Source organism: Bradyrhizobium niftali, assembly GCF_004571025.1.
GTDB lineage: Bacteria > Pseudomonadota > Alphaproteobacteria > Rhizobiales > Xanthobacteraceae > Bradyrhizobium > Bradyrhizobium niftali.
Genome location: NZ_SPQT01000022.1, coordinates 24,473 through 41,966, shown reverse-complemented (window position 1 = coordinate 41,966; position 17,494 = coordinate 24,473). Strand labels below are relative to the sequence as shown.

15 protein-coding genes and 1 tRNA gene are annotated in these 17,494 nt (G+C 65.6%); 3 read left to right on the top strand and 13 right to left on the bottom strand.

The genetic code is table 11. From position 1 onward, the window contains the following. Positions 1-2: 2 nt before the first annotated feature. The 9 genes from E4K65_RS31115 to E4K65_RS31075 form a co-directional block, all read right to left on the bottom strand. Complete coding sequence (locus E4K65_RS31115; protein ID WP_235885786.1) at positions 3-1,109, bottom strand: Acg family FMN-binding oxidoreductase; 1,107 nt, start codon at positions 1,107-1,109, stop codon at positions 3-5. A gap of 119 nt (positions 1,110-1,228) precedes the next feature. Then, the gene (locus E4K65_RS31110) at positions 1,229-2,476 is read right to left on the bottom strand and encodes a class I SAM-dependent RNA methyltransferase (protein ID WP_135177366.1); all 1,248 of its coding nucleotides are present in this window, start codon (positions 2,474-2,476) and stop codon (positions 1,229-1,231) included. Then, entirely contained in the window at positions 2,469-3,203 is a 735-nt protein-coding gene (locus tag E4K65_RS31105; protein WP_027546180.1) for a TlyA family RNA methyltransferase, read from the bottom strand. The genes E4K65_RS31110 and E4K65_RS31105 overlap by 8 nt, the downstream gene beginning before the upstream one ends. 39 nt (positions 3,204-3,242) lie before the next feature. Beyond that, positions 3,243-3,797 (bottom strand): nucleoside 2-deoxyribosyltransferase, encoded by a 555-nt coding sequence (locus tag E4K65_RS31100; protein WP_135177365.1) that lies wholly within the window; start codon positions 3,795-3,797, stop codon positions 3,243-3,245. Positions 3,798-3,836: 39 nt separating this feature from the next. Next, the gene (dxs, locus tag E4K65_RS31095) at positions 3,837-5,765 is read right to left on the bottom strand and encodes a 1-deoxy-D-xylulose-5-phosphate synthase (protein WP_167771288.1); all 1,929 of its coding nucleotides are present in this window, start codon (positions 5,763-5,765) and stop codon (positions 3,837-3,839) included. A 586-nt stretch (positions 5,766-6,351) separates the two neighbouring features. Beyond that, the gene (locus E4K65_RS31090; RefSeq protein ID WP_008132970.1) at positions 6,352-6,603 is read right to left on the bottom strand and encodes an exodeoxyribonuclease VII small subunit; all 252 of its coding nucleotides are present in this window, start codon (positions 6,601-6,603) and stop codon (positions 6,352-6,354) included. 74 nt (positions 6,604-6,677) lie between these two features. Beyond that, entirely contained in the window at positions 6,678-7,607 is a 930-nt protein-coding gene (locus tag E4K65_RS31085; protein WP_135177363.1) for a histone deacetylase family protein, read from the bottom strand. A gap of 134 nt (positions 7,608-7,741) precedes the next feature. Beyond that, the gene (locus E4K65_RS31080; protein WP_135177362.1) at positions 7,742-9,400 is read right to left on the bottom strand and encodes a bifunctional metallophosphatase/5'-nucleotidase; all 1,659 of its coding nucleotides are present in this window, start codon (positions 9,398-9,400) and stop codon (positions 7,742-7,744) included. 214 nt (positions 9,401-9,614) lie between these two features. Continuing rightward, positions 9,615-10,373, bottom strand: coding sequence for an enoyl-CoA hydratase-related protein (locus E4K65_RS31075; RefSeq protein ID WP_027546175.1), 759 nt, complete (start codon positions 10,371-10,373; stop codon positions 9,615-9,617). Positions 10,374-10,673: 300 nt separating this feature from the next. Here E4K65_RS31075 and E4K65_RS31070 point away from each other — a divergent pair, with 300 nt between their 5' ends. Beyond that, positions 10,674-11,912, top strand: a complete 1,239-nt coding sequence (locus tag E4K65_RS31070; protein ID WP_135177361.1) for an MFS transporter — start codon at positions 10,674-10,676, stop codon at positions 11,910-11,912. 166 nt (positions 11,913-12,078) lie between these two features. Here E4K65_RS31070 and E4K65_RS31065 read toward each other — a convergent pair whose 3' ends face one another. After that, a complete protein-coding gene (locus E4K65_RS31065; RefSeq protein ID WP_135177360.1) occupies positions 12,079-13,857 on the bottom strand; it encodes an acyl-CoA dehydrogenase family protein in 1,779 nt (592 codons plus the stop codon). A gap of 256 nt (positions 13,858-14,113) precedes the next feature. Here E4K65_RS31065 and E4K65_RS31060 point away from each other — a divergent pair. Both E4K65_RS31060 and E4K65_RS31055 read left to right on the top strand, forming a co-directional pair. Beyond that, a tRNA-Gln gene (locus E4K65_RS31060) sits at positions 14,114-14,188 on the top strand. Positions 14,189-14,246: 58 nt separating this feature from the next. After that, complete coding sequence (locus E4K65_RS31055) at positions 14,247-14,984, top strand: DUF6538 domain-containing protein (protein ID WP_135177359.1); 738 nt, start codon at positions 14,247-14,249, stop codon at positions 14,982-14,984. A 228-nt stretch (positions 14,985-15,212) separates the two neighbouring features. On the opposite strand, the gene E4K65_RS31050 is transcribed toward E4K65_RS31055, so the two are convergent. From E4K65_RS31050 to E4K65_RS48240, 3 genes are all read right to left on the bottom strand, one after another. Beyond that, positions 15,213-16,274 (bottom strand): RNA polymerase subunit sigma-70, encoded by a 1,062-nt coding sequence (locus E4K65_RS31050; protein WP_209312103.1) that lies wholly within the window; start codon positions 16,272-16,274, stop codon positions 15,213-15,215. 10 nt (positions 16,275-16,284) lie between these two features. Continuing rightward, on the bottom strand, positions 16,285-17,046 hold the full coding sequence (locus tag E4K65_RS31045) for an SDR family NAD(P)-dependent oxidoreductase (RefSeq protein ID WP_135177358.1): 762 nt from the start codon (positions 17,044-17,046) through the stop codon (positions 16,285-16,287). 227 nt (positions 17,047-17,273) lie between these two features. After that, positions 17,274-17,450: a nuclear transport factor 2 family protein gene (locus E4K65_RS48240; RefSeq protein WP_209312102.1), complete on the bottom strand. Its 177-nt coding sequence runs from the start codon at positions 17,448-17,450 to the stop codon at positions 17,274-17,276. Between the last annotated feature and the right edge of the window lie 44 nt (positions 17,451-17,494).

The following is a 17,494-nucleotide window of genomic DNA, read 5'->3' as shown; positions in this document are numbered from 1 at the left end:
GACTATTGCGTCGGCCGCATCACCAGTTCGGGGGCGCGGCGGAGCGATTTCGGCAGGTCCGGCCCGGCTCCGAAGCGCATCACGATATCGGGACGCCGCTCGCCGAGTCCGAGCGAGGCGGCGAACTGCGGCCTTAGTGTCGCCACCTCGACCGGCTGGTTGATGAAGGAATATTTGAGCCCGAGCGCGGTCGCCTGCAGGGCGAACCGCTGGCAGGCACGGCCGACCGCAATCCAGTGCGACGTGTCGCTACGATCGGCGGCAAGCACGACGACACCTGCGGAGCTGTCGAGCTCGGCGCGGTATTTCCCGTTCTCGCCGCTTTCGGTGAAGAAGAACCTGAGCAGCGGCCGCGCGATCCATGCCGGCAGGGACGGGTTTCCCGAGGCCCGCGAGAACAACCCGTCCATGGTTGCGACCGCATCCGCCTCGTTGAAGCGCATCCAGCTCACGAGCTCGCGCATGAAGGCCTTGTCGCGCATTTGCGCGGCATTGCCTTCGAGCACATAGTCGGTGATCTTTGCGATGGCGGCGCGTTCGGTCATCAGGATTGCCGAAACGTTCGGCTCCCGACAGGCGTTCTCGAGCTGGCGCAGCATGTCAGGCGCCACCGGCTTGCCGTCGAAGGCTGCACGGGTGCATTGCCTGAGGGAAATCGCGTTGACCAGCGCCGACGCTTCGGGGCGCGCCGGCTCCAGCGCGATCCGGACCCTGTCACCGTCGACCATCGGGTTCGCGCGCCAGCCGAGCGCTGAAGCCGCGAGGACGAGGTTCTCGACGGCGCAGCCGAGGCTGACGAAAAGGTGGTGATCGTCCGGATCGACCACCTGACAGCGGCGCGCGAAGTCGGGCGCAATCACGATTTCATTGCTGCGGGCGGAGAAGATCCAGGGCTGGGTGTTGTGGCTGTTGGCGGCGAGCGTGGCAAAACGCACGAGCTCGCGGTCCCGCGGCACCGGTTGCAGCGGCGCTCGCGACGCTCGCACCGTTTCCTCATAGGTCGTCGTCGCCGCAGCCGAGGGGCGGGCGGTGATTGCCGCCGCGGAAAGTCCGAGCGCGGTGGCCATGAGTTGTCGCCGGTCGATCGCCATCATCCGCTCCACGGCCATTTCGCACGACGCTTCTAGCGTCACCGGAAGCTCGGGTGGTTGACCGGTATCAAGGTTCGGATCGGCACCGGATCAATTTGATGAGGCGCCCACAGCGGACCGTCCCGCGAGGCTAGCAGCTACCGCGCAAACCGCGCCACCAGCTCGACATGCGGCGTGTGGCGGAATTGGTCGACCGGCACGACGCCGTCGATCCTGTAACCGCCATCGATCAGCAGCCGTGCGTCGCGGGCGAAGGTTGCGACGTTGCAGGAGACCGCGACGATGACGGGCACCTTGCTTGCGGCGAGCTTCAGTGCCTGCGCCTGTGCGCCCTGGCGCGGGGGATCGAACACGACGGCGTCGAAGTCGCGCAGCTCCTGGGGCATAAGGGGGCGGCGAAACAGGTCGCGCGGCTCAGCCTTGATTGGCTTCAGGCCGGGCGCGCGCGCGGCCTTTGCCAGCGCGGCAACTGCGCCGGCGTCGTTGTCATAGGCGGTGACGCGGGCCTTCTCAGCGAGCCGCAGCGCGAACGGCCCGACGCCGCAGAAGAGGTCGAGAACCTCCTTGGCCTTGCCGACGCGCTCGGCGACGAGAGACGCCAGCGTCTCTTCACCCGCGACGGTTGCCTGCAAAAACGAGCCCGGCGGCAGCGTGACTTCAGCACGGCCCATCTTCATCGTCGGCGGCAGGCGTTGCAGCACCAGCTCGCCGTGCCGCGTCAGCCGCGCCAGGCGATGCTGCTCGGCGACGCGCGACAGCGCCGTGACCAGCGGCGTCGGCAGCGGGCCGGAGCCGCGCACGTCGACGTCGAGGCCGTTGGCGGTCGCCGTGACCTGGATGTCGAGCGGCTTCGTCACAGGCATTTTGGACGTCAGCGGCTCGGCCAGCGCCCAGGCGGCATCGAGTGCGCCGTCGAGCGCGGGATCGAGGATCGGGCAGCGATGGATCGGGATGACGTCGTGCGAGCTCGCTGCCGAGAAGCCGACCTTGAGGATGTCATGCGTGCCGAACCGGCCGTGCAGCGTGACGCGCCTGCGCCCCACGCCATGGGCATCGACCAGCGGCGCAACCTCGCAATCGATGCCGGCCTGCGCCAGCGTCTCGACCACGATGCTGCGCTTCCAGGCATGATACGGCTCGGCCGCCCAATGCTGGATCGCGCAGCCGCCGCAGACGCCGAAATGCGGGCAGAACGGTGCGATGCGCTCGGGGCTTGCGACATCGACCGCGAGCAGCTTGCGGCGGTCGGGATGATTGCCCGCGACGTGGTCGACCTCGACGGTCTCGCCGCCGAGCGCATATGGCACATAGATCGCTTCGCCGGCGTCGAGCGCGACGCCGTCGCCGCGATGGCCGACGTGATCGATCCTCAGGCGCTCAACCACGGCGCGCGCCCAGGAAGAATTCGCTGTTGCCGTCGCCGCCGGTGATCGGCGAGGGAAACACCTCGATGTCGGTGCAGCCGAGCGAGGCGGCGAAGGCCGCGATGTCGTCGCAGATCTCCCGATGCACGGCGGCGTCGCGGATGATGCCCTTCTTGTTGTGCTTCCGCTCGGCCTCGAATTGCGGCTTGATCAGCGCCAGCAGGCTCATCGGTGCAGCCGCCAGCGACAGAGCCACGGGCAGCACGGTCTTCAGCGAGATGAAGCTGACGTCGATGACGACGATATCGGGCCGCGCCGGCAGGCGTTTGCCTTCATAGGCGCGGATGTCGGTCTCCTCCATCGACACGATCTTTGGATGACCACGCAGCGAGGGATGCAACTGGTTGGTGCCGACATCGATGGCGAACACCAGGCTTGCGCCATTGGCCAGCAGCACCTCGGTGAAACCGCCGGTGGAGGCGCCGACGTCGAGGCAGACGTGGTCCTCGATCTCGATCGGGTAGCGTTCCAGTGCGCCCGCGAGCTTGACGCCGCCGCGCGACACGTAGGGGTGCGCGGGCTCGGCCTGGATCACCGCGTCCTCGGCGATGGTCTCCGACGGCTTTGTCACCTGCTTGTCGTCGGCCATGACGAGGCCGGCCTCGATGGCCGCGCGCGCCCGCGCCCGGCTCTCGAACAGGCCGCGCTCGACCAGCAGAATATCCGCGCGCTTGCGGGGAGGGGACATCATGCTCTCATGAGACGATTTTTGGGACGATTGATGCGCTTATGGTGCAATCAATCGCGCGGCCGCCATCCGGACGCAAGCCTCGAACGCGGCGAGATCGTGCCAGACGTCGATCGGCATCGTGGCCGGCGTTACCAGCGGGCAGCCGTGCAGTTCCAGCGCATGGATCATCATGAGGTTGTCGACGAGGCCAAAATCCTCAACCGTCAGGCCTTGCGCATCGACCAGCCGCCCGTCCTCGGAGGTGACGTCCATGAAGCGGCCGACGCGGTCGGCATAGGCGGCGCCATCGTTGGAATAGGCCAGACAAAACTTGCCGCGCCCGGCCATATAGCCGAGCTCGTAGACGGTCCCGGGATCGGCGCCGGCACCGCGGAACGGCGTCAGGTTGGCGATGATCGCGTCGGCCGCATCCATCATCGCCTCGTTACCGCAAAAGATCTGCCGCGAGGCATCAGGCGAGGTGAGATCGATCGCGTTGTCGAGGGGATAGAGGCCGGTGAGCCCGAAGCGGGCGCAGATGTCCGCCTTGCGACGGCCGACCTCGACCGCATCCGGCAGGAACACGTCGGGGCCTGCCAGATAGATATTCATGGACGTCGCGCTGCTTCGCTGAAGGTCGAAGCTCGCCCCTCAGGCGAGCTTGACCGTCTCGGTCTTCACGTCCTTGCCGAGCGCTTCGAACACCTTGGCGACAATGCCCTTGGCGTCGAGACCGGCGCGGGCGTACATCGCGGCAGGGGTGTCGTGGTCCTGGAACACGTCGGGCAGCACCATCGTGCGGAACTTGACCATGCCGCTGTCGAGCGCGCCCTGGTCGGTCAAGAATTGCGCGACATGCGAGCCGAAGCCGCCGACCGAGCCTTCCTCGATCGTGATCAGGATCTCGTGGTCGCGGGCGAGCTTGAGAACCAGCTCGGTGTCCAGTGGCTTCATGAAGCGCGCATCCGCGATCGTGGTCGAAAGGCCGTGGGCGGCGAGCTCGTCGGCCGCCTTCTCGCATTCGGCGAGGCGCGTGCCGAACGAGAGCAGGGCGATCTTGCTGCCCTGACGGATCACGCGGCCCTTGCCGAGCTCGAGCGGAATGCCGACCTCGGGCATCTCGATGCCGCGGCCTTCGCCGCGCGGATAGCGCAGCGAGCTCGGACGGTCGTCGATCGCGACCTGGGTTGCCACCATGTGCACGAGCTCGGCCTCGTCGGCCGCCGCCATGATCACCATGTTCGGCAGACAGCCGAGATAGGCGTTGTCGAACGAGCCGGCATGCGTCGCGCCGTCGGCGCCGACGAGGCCGGCGCGGTCGATCGCGAAGCGGACGGGGAGATTCTGGATCGCGACGTCATGCACGATCTGGTCGTAGCCGCGCTGGAGGAAGGTCGAGTAGATCGCGCAGAACGGCTTGTAGCCTTCGCTCGCCAGACCTGCGGCAAAGGTCACCGCGTGCTGCTCGGCGATGCCGACGTCGAAGGTGCGGTCCGGGAACGCCTTGTTGAAGATGTCGACGCCGGTGCCGGACGGCATCGCCGCGGTGATGGCGACGATCTTCTCGTCCTTCTGCGCTTCCTTGACGAGGCTCTGGCCGAACACGTTCTGGTAGGCGGGCGCGTTCGGCTTGGCCTTGGCTTGCGTGCCGGTCGCGACGTCGAACTTGACGACGGCATGGTACTTGTCGGCGGAGGCTTCCGCCGGGCCGTAACCCTTGCCCTTCTGCGTCACGACGTGGACGAGGATCGGGCCTTCCTCCATGTCGCGGACGTTCTTCAGCACGGGCAGGAGGTGATCGAGGTTATGGCCGTCGATCGGGCCGACGTAATAGAAGCCGAGCTCTTCGAACAGCGTGCCGCCGTCCATCATGAAGCCGCGCGAATATTCCTCGACGCGGTTGGCGCGGTTGGCGATGATCTTGGGCAGGCGCTTGTTAATCTGCTTGGCCGCCTCGCGCAGCGTGCGATAGGTCTTGCCGGAATACAGACGCGACAGATAGGCGCTCATGGCGCCGACCGGCGGCGCGATCGACATGTCGTTGTCGTTGAGGATGACGATCAGGCGCGAGTTCATCGCACCGGCATTGTTCATGGCTTCATAGGCCATGCCCGCCGACATCGCGCCGTCACCGATGACGGCGATAACGTTGTTCTTGCCGCCGGAGAGGTCGCGCGCCACGGCCATACCGAGGCCGGCGGAGATCGAGGTGGAGGAATGCGCCGCGCCGAACGGATCGTAATCGCTCTCGCTACGCTTGGTGAAGCCGGACAGGCCGCCGCCGGTGCGCAGGGTGCGGATGCGGTCGCGTCGCCCGGTGAGGATCTTGTGCGGATAGGCCTGATGGCCGACGTCCCAGATCAGCCGGTCGCGCGGCGTGTCGAAGACGTAATGGATCGCGGTGGTGAGCTCGACCACGCCGAGACCAGCGCCGAAGTGACCGCCGGTTACCGAGACGGCATCGATGGTCTCCTGCCGCAACTCGTCGGCGACCTGCCGAACCTGCTCGATCTTGAGCTTGCGCAGGTCTTCCGGTGTCCGGATGGTGTCGAGGAGCGGCGTCTTACTGTATGCGTTCACGGCGATTTCCAATTTGTCAGCGCCGGAAGGTCGTTCCGGTGCGCGATGGGTTTGCACAATATCGGCGCAGCGCGAGTCCTTAAACCGTCGGAGCCACCTGCATGGGGCAGGGCCCCGTCTTCAAGCTTAGGTGAGCTTAAGTGTGCTCCGGTTCAGTCTCTGTGATCCCTGTCACTTAGATCGGCTTCGTCCGTCCCAGCCAATTTCATTAGCAATTTGAAGCGCTTGTCGTCGGTAATCGGTGCCCACGCAAGGCTAACAAAAAGCCACACTCCGCGCAGCTTTACACCAAAGCTTGGGCCAAAGCCAACCCGTTGGGGCGATTACGGGCATGCACCTGCAACCCCCGGGCCAGAGTGGTTAACTGCGGCGCCCGCGGGGAGGTTCCTGCCTTGCCCGGTTCCCCGGCAGGATTTTGGGCGAGAGGAAGGCTATTTCCGCTCGATTCGCGGGGCCGAATGGCTCCCGCGCGGGAACTCTTCGATCTCAGTGCCTGGCCGTCCGCCCCATGGACACAGCCAGCAGCGTGCGATCATGAAAAAATTGCAGGCGTCCGATGCCCGAAACAGGCTTTGGTCGTCGTCCCTTACTGGACGTCGAGCGGCGCGGTGCCGGTGGCCTGGCCGCTCGCATCGGTGGTGATCTTGTCGACCCGCGCCTCGGCCTGGCGCAGCAATTCCTCGCACCGGCGCTTCAGTGCTTCGCCGCGCTCGTAGATCGTCACGGATTCCTCGAGCGGCACCTTGCCGTCCTCTAGCCGTTTCACGATCGTCTCGAGTTCCTCGATCGCGCGCTCGAAGGTGAGCCTGGAGACGTCGACTTGGGTATTTTCGGCCATATCCGTTTCCGATTGCCCGATTCGCTTCACATGCAGAAGAAGCAGGGTTTTGCGGGCTTAATGTGGCGGGCTCGTCAGGCGCCCATCAGGGCGCCGACATGCGCCGTAACAGATTCTTTCAGTCCTTGCAGGTCGTAACCGCCCTCGAGCACCGAAACAACGCGGCCCCCCGCGGACTTGTCCGCAAGGTCCATCAGCTTGCGCGTCACCCAGGCATAATCCTCCGCGCGCAAATTCAGCGAGGCCAGCGGGTCGCGATAATGCGCATCGAAGCCCGCAGAGATGATGAGGAGCTCGGGGCTGAATTTTTCGAGCTGCGGCAGAATCAGGTTCTCGAAAGCGCTGCGGAATTCCGGACCACCATCTTCGGACGCCAGCGGCGCGTTGACGATGGTGTCGTGGTCGCCGCGTTCGCCCTTCGCGCCGGTGCCCGGAAACAGCGGCATCTGGTGCGTCGAGCAGTACATCACCGTGGGGTCCGACCAGAAGATGTCCTGCGTGCCGTTGCCGTGATGCACGTCGAAATCGACGATGGCCGCGCGCTCGATGCCGTATTTGCGCTGCGCGTGACGCGCGGCGATCGCAACATTGTCGAAGAAGCAGAAGCCCATGGGCTTGCCGATCTCGGCGTGATGGCCGGGCGGGCGCACCGCGACGAAGGCGTTGCGGTGCTCGCCCGCCATTACCGCTTCGGTCGCCGCGACCGCGCCGCCGACGCCGCGCATCACCGCTTCCCAGGTGCCCGGCGACATCGAGGTGTCGCCGTCGATATAGACGAGGCCGCTGGTCGGCGCGATGTGGCGCAGCTCGGTGACGTAATGCTCGTTGTGGCACAGCGTCACGAGATCGAGATCGCCCTCCGGCGCCTGGTCGCGGACGAGGAACTGGAAACGCTCATGCGACAGCGCTTCCTCCACTGCGCGCAGGCGGTCCGGCCTTTCGGGATGTCCCGGCGGCGTGACGTGGTCGAGGCAGGCCTTATGGGAGAGGAGAAGCGTGCTCATCAGGTCGGGCTCACTGGGAACGGGCTCTTGACGTCGCTTGGCGCATCCGGCGCCAAAACGCAATGCAAAACCCAATCTATGCGCTTCACCGGGAATGGCAAAGGGTTGTCCCGTTCCGGCCCGTTTGATCCGAATCAATTCACGCGCAGGATGCGGCTCGGCGGCAGCGGGCCGATCGGCCCGTGCGCCCGGAAGAACGCGAACAATGCGTCCGCGTCGTAGCCGCCATATTGCGGGGCCGCACCTTGCTTGGCGACCGTAAAACCGTCGCCGCCGACGGCGAGGTAATCGTTGAGGGTGACGCGGTAGCCGCTTCCAGGTTCGATCGGCCTGCCGTTGAGCGTCATCCTCTCGGCCATCACGCGTTCGCCGAACGGCTTCGACGCATCCCAGGCGTAGCTGAACCCGTTCGACACCTGAAGGATTCGCGGCCGCTTCGGATCGAGCCATTGCTGCTCCAGCATCTCCTTGAGCTGGCTGCCCGTCAGCGTCATGGTGACGAGGCGGTTGCGGAACGGCTGGCTCGCGAACAGCTCGCCGAAGGACACCGCGCCGTTCTCCTTCGGAACGATATCGGTGCGGATGCCGCCGGGATTGGTGAGCGCGATGACAGCGCTGCCATTCGTGGCCTCCTTCGTCGCGGCGAGCTGCGCGTCCGCGATGACGTCGCCGAGCGGGCTTTCACCGGCTTCGTTCGGAATGCGCGACAGCGTCTGCGTCACCGATCCGGCCGGCCGGTTGGCGATCGGCGCGGCGAGCTTGTCATAGGCTTCGATCAGCGCGGTCTGCTCCGCGTCCTTCGCCAGCGAGGCATTGGCGACGATCACGTTCTCGGCCTTGGCGCCGACGATGTCGCGCGTCGCCGGATCGAGCTTGAGATCGATCGCCGTGACCAGCGTGCCGTACTTGTCGCCGCTGGTCACCAGCCGTCCGTCGATATCGCAGACATAGGCGCGATGGGTGTGGCCGCTGACGACGACGTCGACGGCGCGATCGAATTTCTTCACGATCTCGACGATCGGCCCCGAAATGCCCGGGCACTCATTGTAGTCGCCGGCGGGCTCGCCGCCTTCGTGGATCAGCACGACGATCGCTTCCACGCCGCGCACCTTCAGTTGCGGCACGAGCGCATTCACCGTTTCGGCCTCGTCGCGGAATTCGAGGCCGGCAATGCCCGAGGGCGACACGATGCCAGCGGTGCCTTTCAAGGTCAGCCCGATGAAGGCGACGGGAATGCCGTCGAACTCACGGATCTCAAACGGCGGCAGCACGCTTTGACCGGTCGCTGTCTCCACGGTGGAGGCGGCGAGGTAGTGGAATTTGGCGCCAGTGAAGGGATGCGGTCCCTGGCAGCCGTCGACCGGATGGCAGCCGCCGTTCTGCATCCTGAGCAGCTCGGCCTTGCCCTCGTCGAACTCGTGATTGCCGACCGAAGTGATCGCGAGCCCCATCATCGAGAGCGCCTCGACCGAAGGCTCGTCGTGAAACATCGCCGACAGGAACGGGCTCGCGCCGATCAGGTCGCCGGCGGCCACGAAGATCGTGTTCTTGTGCCCTTCGCGCAATTGCTTCACCAGCGTCGCCATATACTCGGCGCCGCCGGCCGCCACCATGACCTTCTTGCTTCGATCCTCGGGATCGTTGATGCGGATGCCGCCGGGCGGCGGCCGCAGATTGCCGTGAAAATCGTTGATCGCAAGGATGCGCAGCTCGACCGGTGCGGCGGTCTGGGCAGAGGAGGGCAGGGCGGCGAGCGCGAGGGCGAAAGTGATCAGGCGGAGAAGATGTCGCATGGAACCAGATTAGTCGTTCAGCGCGAAGATTTCACGAAGCATTGTCGTGAACGTACCGCGATTCCTTCCTTCTCCCCGTGGCGCGAAGCGCCGGATGAGGGGTTCTATCCGCGAATGACGATGCGAAAGGGGTGCTCGCGGAAGCAACCCCTCACCGTCTCGCCGCTTACGCGGTGAGCCACCCTCTCCCACAAGGGGAGAGGGAAAGCGGGCTCTATCGCTTCTTCCTGTTCGCGAACGCGTTGAATGCAGCCACGGCGTCGTCCGACTTCAAACGCTCGCCGAACAGATGGGTCTCCTGGTCGATGCGGCGGGTCAGTTCCTCCGGTGGGGTACGCAGCAGCCTGCGCGAGATCGCGACCGCCTCGGCGGGCAGCCGGCAGATCTCGCGCGCCACCTTGCGCGCCTCGACTTCGGTGTGCCCCGGCGAGACCACGGTGTTGACGAAGCCCGCAGCGTGCGCCTCCGCGGCGGTGAAGGTCCGTCCCATCACCAGCATCGCGAAGGCGCGCTGGTAACCCATCGTGTTCGGCATCAAGAGGCTGGCGGCGCCGACCGGCACCAGCCCGAGGTGGATATAGGGCGCGGAGAAGGTCGCCGCGTTCGATGCGAGCACGTAGTCGCAATGGAACAACATCACGGTGCCCATGCCGATCGAAGCGCCGTCGACGGCCGCGATGATCGGCTTGACGTTGAGGGCGAGCGAATAGAGAAACCTGGCGCCGTTCGACAGCGTCTCCGGGCGTGCCGTGTCGGCCTTCAGAAAATCGTCGATGTCGTCGCCGGCGGTGAACACGCCGGAGCCGCCGGTGATGATCATGCAGCGGATATCCGGGTTGTTCTGCGCGGTGTCGATCGCGTGGCTCATCTCCCGATACATGTCCTGCGTGATCGCGTTCTTCTTGCCCGGGCGGCGCAGGGTGATCACGCGCGTTCCACGCTCTTCGGCGACGATGATATTGCCATTCGGCATAAGGACCCCCTGCGCTCGCCGCGACGCTTGACCTTGGCGAGTCTCGCAAACATCAGCCTACATCATCTCGCAGGCGTGCCAATCCGCCCGCGCGACCTTTTCGAAAGCGATCCCGTGAGCCCGGTGGATGACACCGCTGTCATAACTTCCGTCCCGGAACCGCATCGCGTCAGATCGCGCCGGTTGTATTGTCTTGCACGCTCCATTGCGCAATGCAACAAATGGCTACAATGTTTAATTTGAAAAACCGGTGGTTGTGGTGCACGATCGCGCCGTTCCATTTGGCCGATTGCTCGATTGATGATTGCAGCAACGCGTGTCGACGAATCCTCGCTGCATTATCGCGGCTGGCGGGTCGTGCTGGCCTGTTTCCTGATGGCCTTCTTCATGTTCGGCTTCGGCCTGTATGGTCAGGGCGTCTATCTCGCCGAGCTTCAGCGCGCCCATGGCTGGCCGGGCACGCTGGTCTCCGCGGCCAGCACCTTCTCGTTTCTCCTGACCTCCGTGCTGGTCATCTTCACCGACGATCTGCTCGCCCGTATCGGGCTGCGTTCACTGATCCTGTGCGGCCTGTCGGCGCTCGGCGCATCGACCGTGCTGCTGGCGCTGATGCAGACGCCCTGGCAGCTCTATCTCGCCTATGCGCTGATGTCGGTCGGCTGGACCGGCATGGGCACCGTGGTGATCGCGACGGTGCTGAACTCCTGGTTCGATCGGCGCCGTGGCCTCGCGCTCAGCCTCGCCTTCAACGGCGCGACCTGCGGCGGCATCGTCCTCGTTCCGCTGCTGCTGTCGCTGACCGGCAGCATCGGCTTCCGTTCGGCAATGCTGTCGGCCACGATGGTGATGGTGCTGCTGGTGCTGCCGGTGGTCGTCGGCTTCATCCGCTGGCCGGCCGGGCTGCCGCCGGCATCGGGTGAGCGCCCCGCCGATGGCGATGCGCCCGCGCCGGCTCATTCCCGCAAGGCGCTGCTCGCCAACGCGGCGTTCTGGACCATGGTGCTGCCGATCGCTATCGCGCTGCTGGCGCAGATGGGATTCATCATCCACCAGGTGACGTTCCTCGAACCGCTGATCGGGCGCGCCAGCGCCGGCCTTGCCGTCACCATCATGGCTGCGATGGCGGTGGTCGGGCGCCTGTCGCTCGGCCTGTTCGTCGACCGGCTCGATCCGCGACTGGCCTGCGCGGCGTCGATGACGAGCCAGGCGGCGGCGCTGTTCGTGCTGGTGCAGAGCACGAGCCCGACGGCGCTGCTGGTGTGCTGTGCCGTGTACGGCTTCTCGATCGGCAACATGATCACGTTCCCGCCCCTGATCATCCAGCGCGAGATCGGCGCCAGTTCCTTTGCCGCCGCGATGGGCCTGGGCACGTCGATCAGCGGCGTCGTCAGCGCCTTCGGCCCGGGCATCGTCGGCCTCGTGCGCAGCCTGACCGGCGACTACACGATGGCGTTTGCGATGTGCGTGGTGCTCGACCTCGTGGCCGCGGGAATCGTGCTGTGGCGGCCGGGGAGACGGGCGAAGCTCGCAGCTTCATAGCCCGGACGGAGCGAAGCTCCAGGATGACCGACTGTGGGCCAACTGCGTCCCCAACATTCGGTGTCATCGCCCGACTTGATCGGGCGATCCAGTAGTTTACCGAGAGGCCGCGGCGTACTGGATTCCCCGCCTTCGCGGGGAATGACAGCGGGGAGGAGCGTAGACCTTACCCCAGCAACACCGCATCCGCGGCCGCGACCGACTCCGCGCTTTCCGTCACGGTGCGCTCCAGCGCGCCCGCCTGCACCGTGATGTTCTCGGCGAAGAAGCGCGCGAGCGAGACATAGCGCGGCGCATCGGCAAGGCCGTCGCCCTTCGCGGCGAGCGCCTCGGACGCCAGCAGGCAGCCGCCGAGCGTGGCGCCGAACTGCTGGAGATACGGCGTTGCGCCGGCAAGCGCCTCGTTCGGTGCGGACGTGACGCGCTCGAGCAGCCATTTGCTGGTGCGCGTCAGCGCGTCCAGCGCTTCGCGCAACTTTGCGCCCGTGGTGCCGAAAGCCGGATCGTTGGAGGCTCCGACCTGCTTGACGATGGCCGAGAGCTCGTCGAGCAGCGCCCACACCGCGGCGCCGCCATTGGCCGCGAGCTTTCGCGTGACCAGGTCGATCGCCTGGATGCCGTTGGTGCCCTCGTAGATCGCGGTGATGCGGGCGTCGCGATAGTGCTGCGCGGCGCCGGTCTCCTCGATGAAGCCCATGCCGCCATGCACCTGCACGCCGAGATAGGCGACCTCGTTGCCGATATCGGTGGAATAGCCCTTGGCCATCGGCGTCAGCAGCGCCGCGCGCGCGGCCGCGTCAGCGCGGACCTTTGGATCCTTGGCGCGGGTCGAAACGTCGATTGCGACCGCGGTCGCGTAGCAGATGGTGCGCGCAGCCGCGGTCTGCGCCCGCATCCGCATCAGCATGCGCTTGACGTCGGGGTGGACGAAGATCGCGTCCGAGCCGTCGCCCTTCTTGCCGACGGCGCGGCCCTGCTTGCGCTCCTGCGCATAGGACAAGGCCTGTTGATAGGCGCGATCGGCAACGCCGACGCCTTCGAGGCCGACGCCGAGGCGGGCCTGGTTCATCATCGTGAACATGCAGCGCATGCCCTGGTTCTCTTCGCCGACGAGGAAGCCGATCGCGCCGCCATGATCGCCCATGGTCATGGTGCAGGTGGGGGACGCGTGCATGCCGAGCTTGTGCTCGACGCCCGACGCATAGATGTCATTGCGCGCGCCGAGCGAGCCGTCGGCATTCACCATGAACTTCGGCACGAGGAACAGCGAGATCCCCTTGGTGCCGGCGGGCGCGTCTGGAAGACGCGCGAGCACGAAATGCACGATATTGTCGGTCATGTCGTGCTCGCCATAGGTGATGAAGATCTTCGTCCCCTTGATGCGATAGGTGCCGTCGGCCTGCTTTTCGGCGCGGGTGCGCAGCGCGCCGACGTCGGAGCCGGCCTGCGACTCGGTCAGCTGCATGGTGCCGGTCCATTCGCCGGAGACGAGCTTTTCGAGATAGATTTTCTTCAGCTCCTCGCTGCCATGCGCATCCAGTGCCTCGATCGCGGACGCCGTCAGCAGCGGGCACAGGCCGAAGGCGATGTTGGCGGCGCTCCAGATCTCGGTGCAGGCGGCGTTGATCGCAACGGGCAGGCCCTGGCCGCCGAAGGCTTCAGGCCCTGACACCGCGTTCCAGCCGCCCTCGGTCCAGCGCTTGTAGGCATCGGGCCAGCCTGGCGCGGTCGTGACTTTCCCCGCGTCGAGCTTGATGCCGTGCTCGTCGCCGACACGGTTGAGCGGCGCCAGCACGTCGGTTGCGAACTTGCCGGCTTCCTCCAGCACGGCGGCCGCGATGTCGGCGTCGAAATCGCCGTAATGGCCGGCTTCCACGGCGGCCTTCAGGCCAGCGCCGTGATTGAGCGACAGCAGCATGTCAGAGATCGGCGCGCGGTAGGTCATGGCTCACTCCCGTGGACTGATATTGGCGTCGTCTTCCCATGAAACGCAGGTGGTCTCAACTGCCTGGACGCCTGACGGCTCCGGCCCGGAACGGGTCTTCGCCCGGACGTATGATAGAGTGTGGTGCGCCCGGTCCCGGAAGCTGTGGTATTTTGCCCCTCCAGGCGGTTGAAATGCCGCGCCGCACCCTATAGACCGGCTGCGACCGAAGGGAATCTGCGGTAGCCAGTTCTTCCACCGACCCCGGGTCGCCTGTTGGGGCGTAGCCAAGCGGTAAGGCAGCGGATTTTGATTCCGCCATTCGGAGGTTCGATCCCTCCCGCCCCAGCCAGAGGTCCCAGTTCCCCTGAAATTGCTGCCGAAACCGGCCTGGCTGGGGCGCTGCTGCAATGGCTTTCCACATCTTTCGCCGCCAGGCCGTCTACTATTGGCGGCGCCGTACCCCTCGCGCGCTTGCCAAGGTGCTCGGCCGCCAGCATCTTTCCATGAGCCTGCAAACGTCGAACCGCGCGGCGGCTCGCCGCCTGGCTACCCAGGTCAACCTGTTCTTGGATGATGTTGCCATCCTTGCTGATGGTACGGATCAGCTGTCACGGTCTCAAATCGAGACAATGCTCCATGCTATCGTCGAGAAGCAGGTCGCCAAGCTGGATTTGGTGGCGCTCGCCGCCAAGAACGCGCCTGACTTTGACGTCGACCAGGCGCGATCCGACGATAAGTGGGCCTTGTGGACCTTCACCCTGCTCGATGCCCAAGGACATGGCGCTACCGTGCGTCCACAGGATCGCGATCGCATGATCGCCGAAGGCCTTTCGGAAGCAGACATCGAGGCGGTGAAGCGCCACCTGGGCATGCTTCGGGCCAACGACATGGTGCCGACGAAGTACCACGTCCTTCGGCAAATGATCGAGGGCGTGCAGGCGTTGCCGACCGCCATGAACATGGATGTGGCGCAAGGGACGTACTTCCGTGGAATGAGACTTGCGCTGGCTCAATCCGAGCGCCGCTATGGCGGGGCGAGGGTCGAAGACGAGGGGCTGGCGGATCGCTGCTCGCGAAGAGCGATCCACCGAAGTCGATTATCCCGGCGGCAAGCCCTGCGGTGGATCGCTCTGACGATCCACTGAATCGGTGCGCGACGAGGATCTGACGATCGAGCAACTTCGCGGGTAGCGCCGCTCCTTCGCTCCTCCAATCTTCTCATGAAATCCATCGATGGCTCATCCAAATACGGGCCAACCCTTCAGTTTCCGTCGTCGGAGCCTTGGCGGCATGCGTGAAGTTGCCTGCGGCCGCCGAAGCCTCGAGAGACATGAGATCACGGATCCAAGCCCAACCGATCTCGCGCAGAACCATCAGGCTTCCCGGATGGTCGGCAGCTGGAATGCCGCGAAAAGCCTCTGGGCAAGCGGCTGCATGAACGCCGTGAACGTCGCGATCCCGTCTCTGTCCAGCGACAGAAGCTGTAGCGAATGTGCGTTCCAGCGCCCTTCGGCGCCGAGGGTGTAGAGGGCGAAGGCCGGTTGGAGGTTAGCGCCGACCGGAACAAGCCGAAAGCCGCGATAGGCGGGCCAGACAGCCCCGAAGAAATCCCCGATCGAACCGCGGCCCCGATACCATTCTCGCCACGGAGGCATCGCATAGACGGCGTCTTCCTTCAGAAGCGCGACGAACCGTTCTAGGTCCGCGCTTTCCCAGGCCTGCACGTACCGCTCGAGCAGGCTCCGCTGGTGTTCGTCTGTCATCGGGGCCTGTCGAACATCGCGATCGATCGCGGCCAGCTTGGCCCGCGCCCGCTGCAGGGCGCTGTTCACCGACGCAACGGAAGCATCGAGCACGGAGGCGACCTCGATCGAGGACCAGCCCATGACGTCGGCCAGCAACAGCACGGCCCGCTGACGCGGCGGCAGTTGCTGGATCGCTGCGACGAACGCGAGCCGGACGGACTCACGTAGCTCGTAGCGGGCATCTGGCCCCGCAGCGGGATCGGGGAGGCTCGCCAGCTCGGCGTCGGGATAGGGCTCGATCCACAGGGTCCCGGTGTCCGGGCGCCCCTGCGGCCTCTGGGTCGCCGGGCCCTCCACCTGATCGGGCATCATCCGGCCGCGCCTCGAACGGCTCGCGATCATGTTCAGGGACACGTTGGTCGCGATCCGGTAGAGCCAGTTCTTGATCGAGGAGCGCGCCTCGAACTCGTCGAAACCCCGCCAGGCCCTCAGCATGGTTTCCTGGACCGCGTCCTCGGCCTCGTGCAGAGACCCAAGCATGCGATAGCAGTGCAGCTTGAGCGCGCGGTGGCGCATCTCGGCCGCCTTGGCGAAGTCGGCGCGACTGGGCGGAGTGTCGCCCACAGAGCTCACGAGCTCCTTATCTTTCATGACGCCCCCCTCGACTTTCCGGCTGCGCAGCTCGTCCATCTTGCCATCTTCAGCTTGCCGCCGCGAAGCCATCGGCTGAAATGGTGAAGATCGATCCCGGCTCTGCCGGTGGCTTCATCGCAATGTCGAGGACCGCCTTGGCAACATCCGTGGGCGACTGCCGCGGGCCCATGTTCTCGAGGAACTTTTCCGCCGGAACGCCGAGGTATTTGGCGTAGCCATTCACCGCGGCCTGCCCGAGGTCGGTCTCCGGCATGACGCGCGAGGGCACCAGCGCCGCGAAGCGGATGCCAAGCTCGCGGCGATCGGATTCGGCCTGACAGTACTTGGCGATGAACATCTGCATCCGCTTGGCGCCGGCGTAACCGCCGGAAATTGGCGACCCGCCAAGACCAGCGCCGCTGGAGATAATCACGACGACCGAGCCCGGCGCCAGCGGCAACCGCAACGCCTCGCGGCAGAACAGGAATGCCATTTTGGCGTCGACTTCCCAGTTGATGCCGAATTCGGCCCAGCTCAGCTCGGACATCGGACGGGTCGGCGGGGTGGCGCCGCCGCATATCACCAAGAGGTCGGGCCTCGCCCTTCGGAAGACCTTCAGCGGCGCGGCTTCCGAGGCCGCGTCCAGCGCCAGCGTGTCGACGCCCCGCATCTCTTTTTCAAGATCGGCCAAGCCGTGCGCTTGCCTGGCGACCGCCAAGACCTGCGCACCCTCGGCCGACGCATGCAGCACAATCTCGCGGCCGACGCCGCGGCTGGCGCCCAGCACGACCACGCGCTTGCCCCGCAACACCCCGTTCTCCGACGACATGATCCAGAACTCCTCTGATCGACAGCTGTTGATGTTGTGGAGACCGCGGGCCGCCCGAAACTCATCGGCCGGGCGAAGACGCAAATCGAGGTCCCGCCAGCCATCCGCACGCACACCTTAGTTCGCACCTTTGGCGTAGCCGAGCGCCTTGACGATCAAGGTGTCGCGTACCCGCACGAAGCTCACGCCGCGGATTGGAATCGTTCTGTCCGCGCCCCAGATGTTGGTCAAAGCGCGCTCCACGATTTGAGACAATGCTCCGCCATGGAGGCAGGCTGCCTTGCCGACGTACCGATCGCCGTTCGGTGCGGCGACGGTGTGTTCTCGATCACGCAATCGTCCGCTACCAGATCATCAAGCACCTCAGGCGCGTACTCCAGAAACGCCGCGTTGAAGCGTTCCATGAGGTGCGCGGTCAGAGCCGAGTGCGGGTCACTCGCTGGCGTCA

What these genes read in the sequence shown, in the direction of transcription:
- E4K65_RS31085 (WP_135177363.1), bottom strand. Translation starts at nt 7,607, where the DNA reads ATGAGCACGCTTCTCCTCTCCCATAAGGCCTGCCTCGACCACGTCACG.
- E4K65_RS31105 (WP_027546180.1), bottom strand. Translation starts at nt 3,203, where the DNA reads ATGTCCCCTCCCCGCAAGCGCGCGGATATTCTGCTGGTCGAGCGCGGC.
- E4K65_RS31115 (WP_235885786.1), bottom strand. Translation starts at nt 1,109, where the DNA reads ATGGCCGTGGAGCGGATGATGGCGATCGACCGGCGACAACTCATGGCC.
- E4K65_RS31055 (WP_135177359.1), top strand. Translation starts at nt 14,247, where the DNA reads ATGGCTTTCCACATCTTTCGCCGCCAGGCCGTCTACTATTGGCGGCGC.
- E4K65_RS48240 (WP_209312102.1), bottom strand. Translation starts at nt 17,450, where the DNA reads ATGGAACGCTTCAACGCGGCGTTTCTGGAGTACGCGCCTGAGGTGCTT.
- E4K65_RS31045 (WP_135177358.1), bottom strand. Translation starts at nt 17,046, where the DNA reads ATGTCGTCGGAGAACGGGGTGTTGCGGGGCAAGCGCGTGGTCGTGCTG.
- E4K65_RS31075 (WP_027546175.1), bottom strand. Translation starts at nt 10,373, where the DNA reads ATGCCGAATGGCAATATCATCGTCGCCGAAGAGCGTGGAACGCGCGTG.
- E4K65_RS31090 (WP_008132970.1), bottom strand. Translation starts at nt 6,603, where the DNA reads ATGGCCGAAAATACCCAAGTCGACGTCTCCAGGCTCACCTTCGAGCGC.
- E4K65_RS31070 (WP_135177361.1), top strand. Translation starts at nt 10,674, where the DNA reads ATGATTGCAGCAACGCGTGTCGACGAATCCTCGCTGCATTATCGCGGC.
- E4K65_RS31065 (WP_135177360.1), bottom strand. Translation starts at nt 13,857, where the DNA reads ATGACCTACCGCGCGCCGATCTCTGACATGCTGCTGTCGCTCAATCAC.
- E4K65_RS31050 (WP_209312103.1), bottom strand. Translation starts at nt 16,274, where the DNA reads ATGGACGAGCTGCGCAGCCGGAAAGTCGAGGGGGGCGTCATGAAAGAT.
- E4K65_RS31100 (WP_135177365.1), bottom strand. Translation starts at nt 3,797, where the DNA reads ATGAATATCTATCTGGCAGGCCCCGACGTGTTCCTGCCGGATGCGGTC.
- E4K65_RS31080 (WP_135177362.1), bottom strand. Translation starts at nt 9,400, where the DNA reads ATGCGACATCTTCTCCGCCTGATCACTTTCGCCCTCGCGCTCGCCGCC.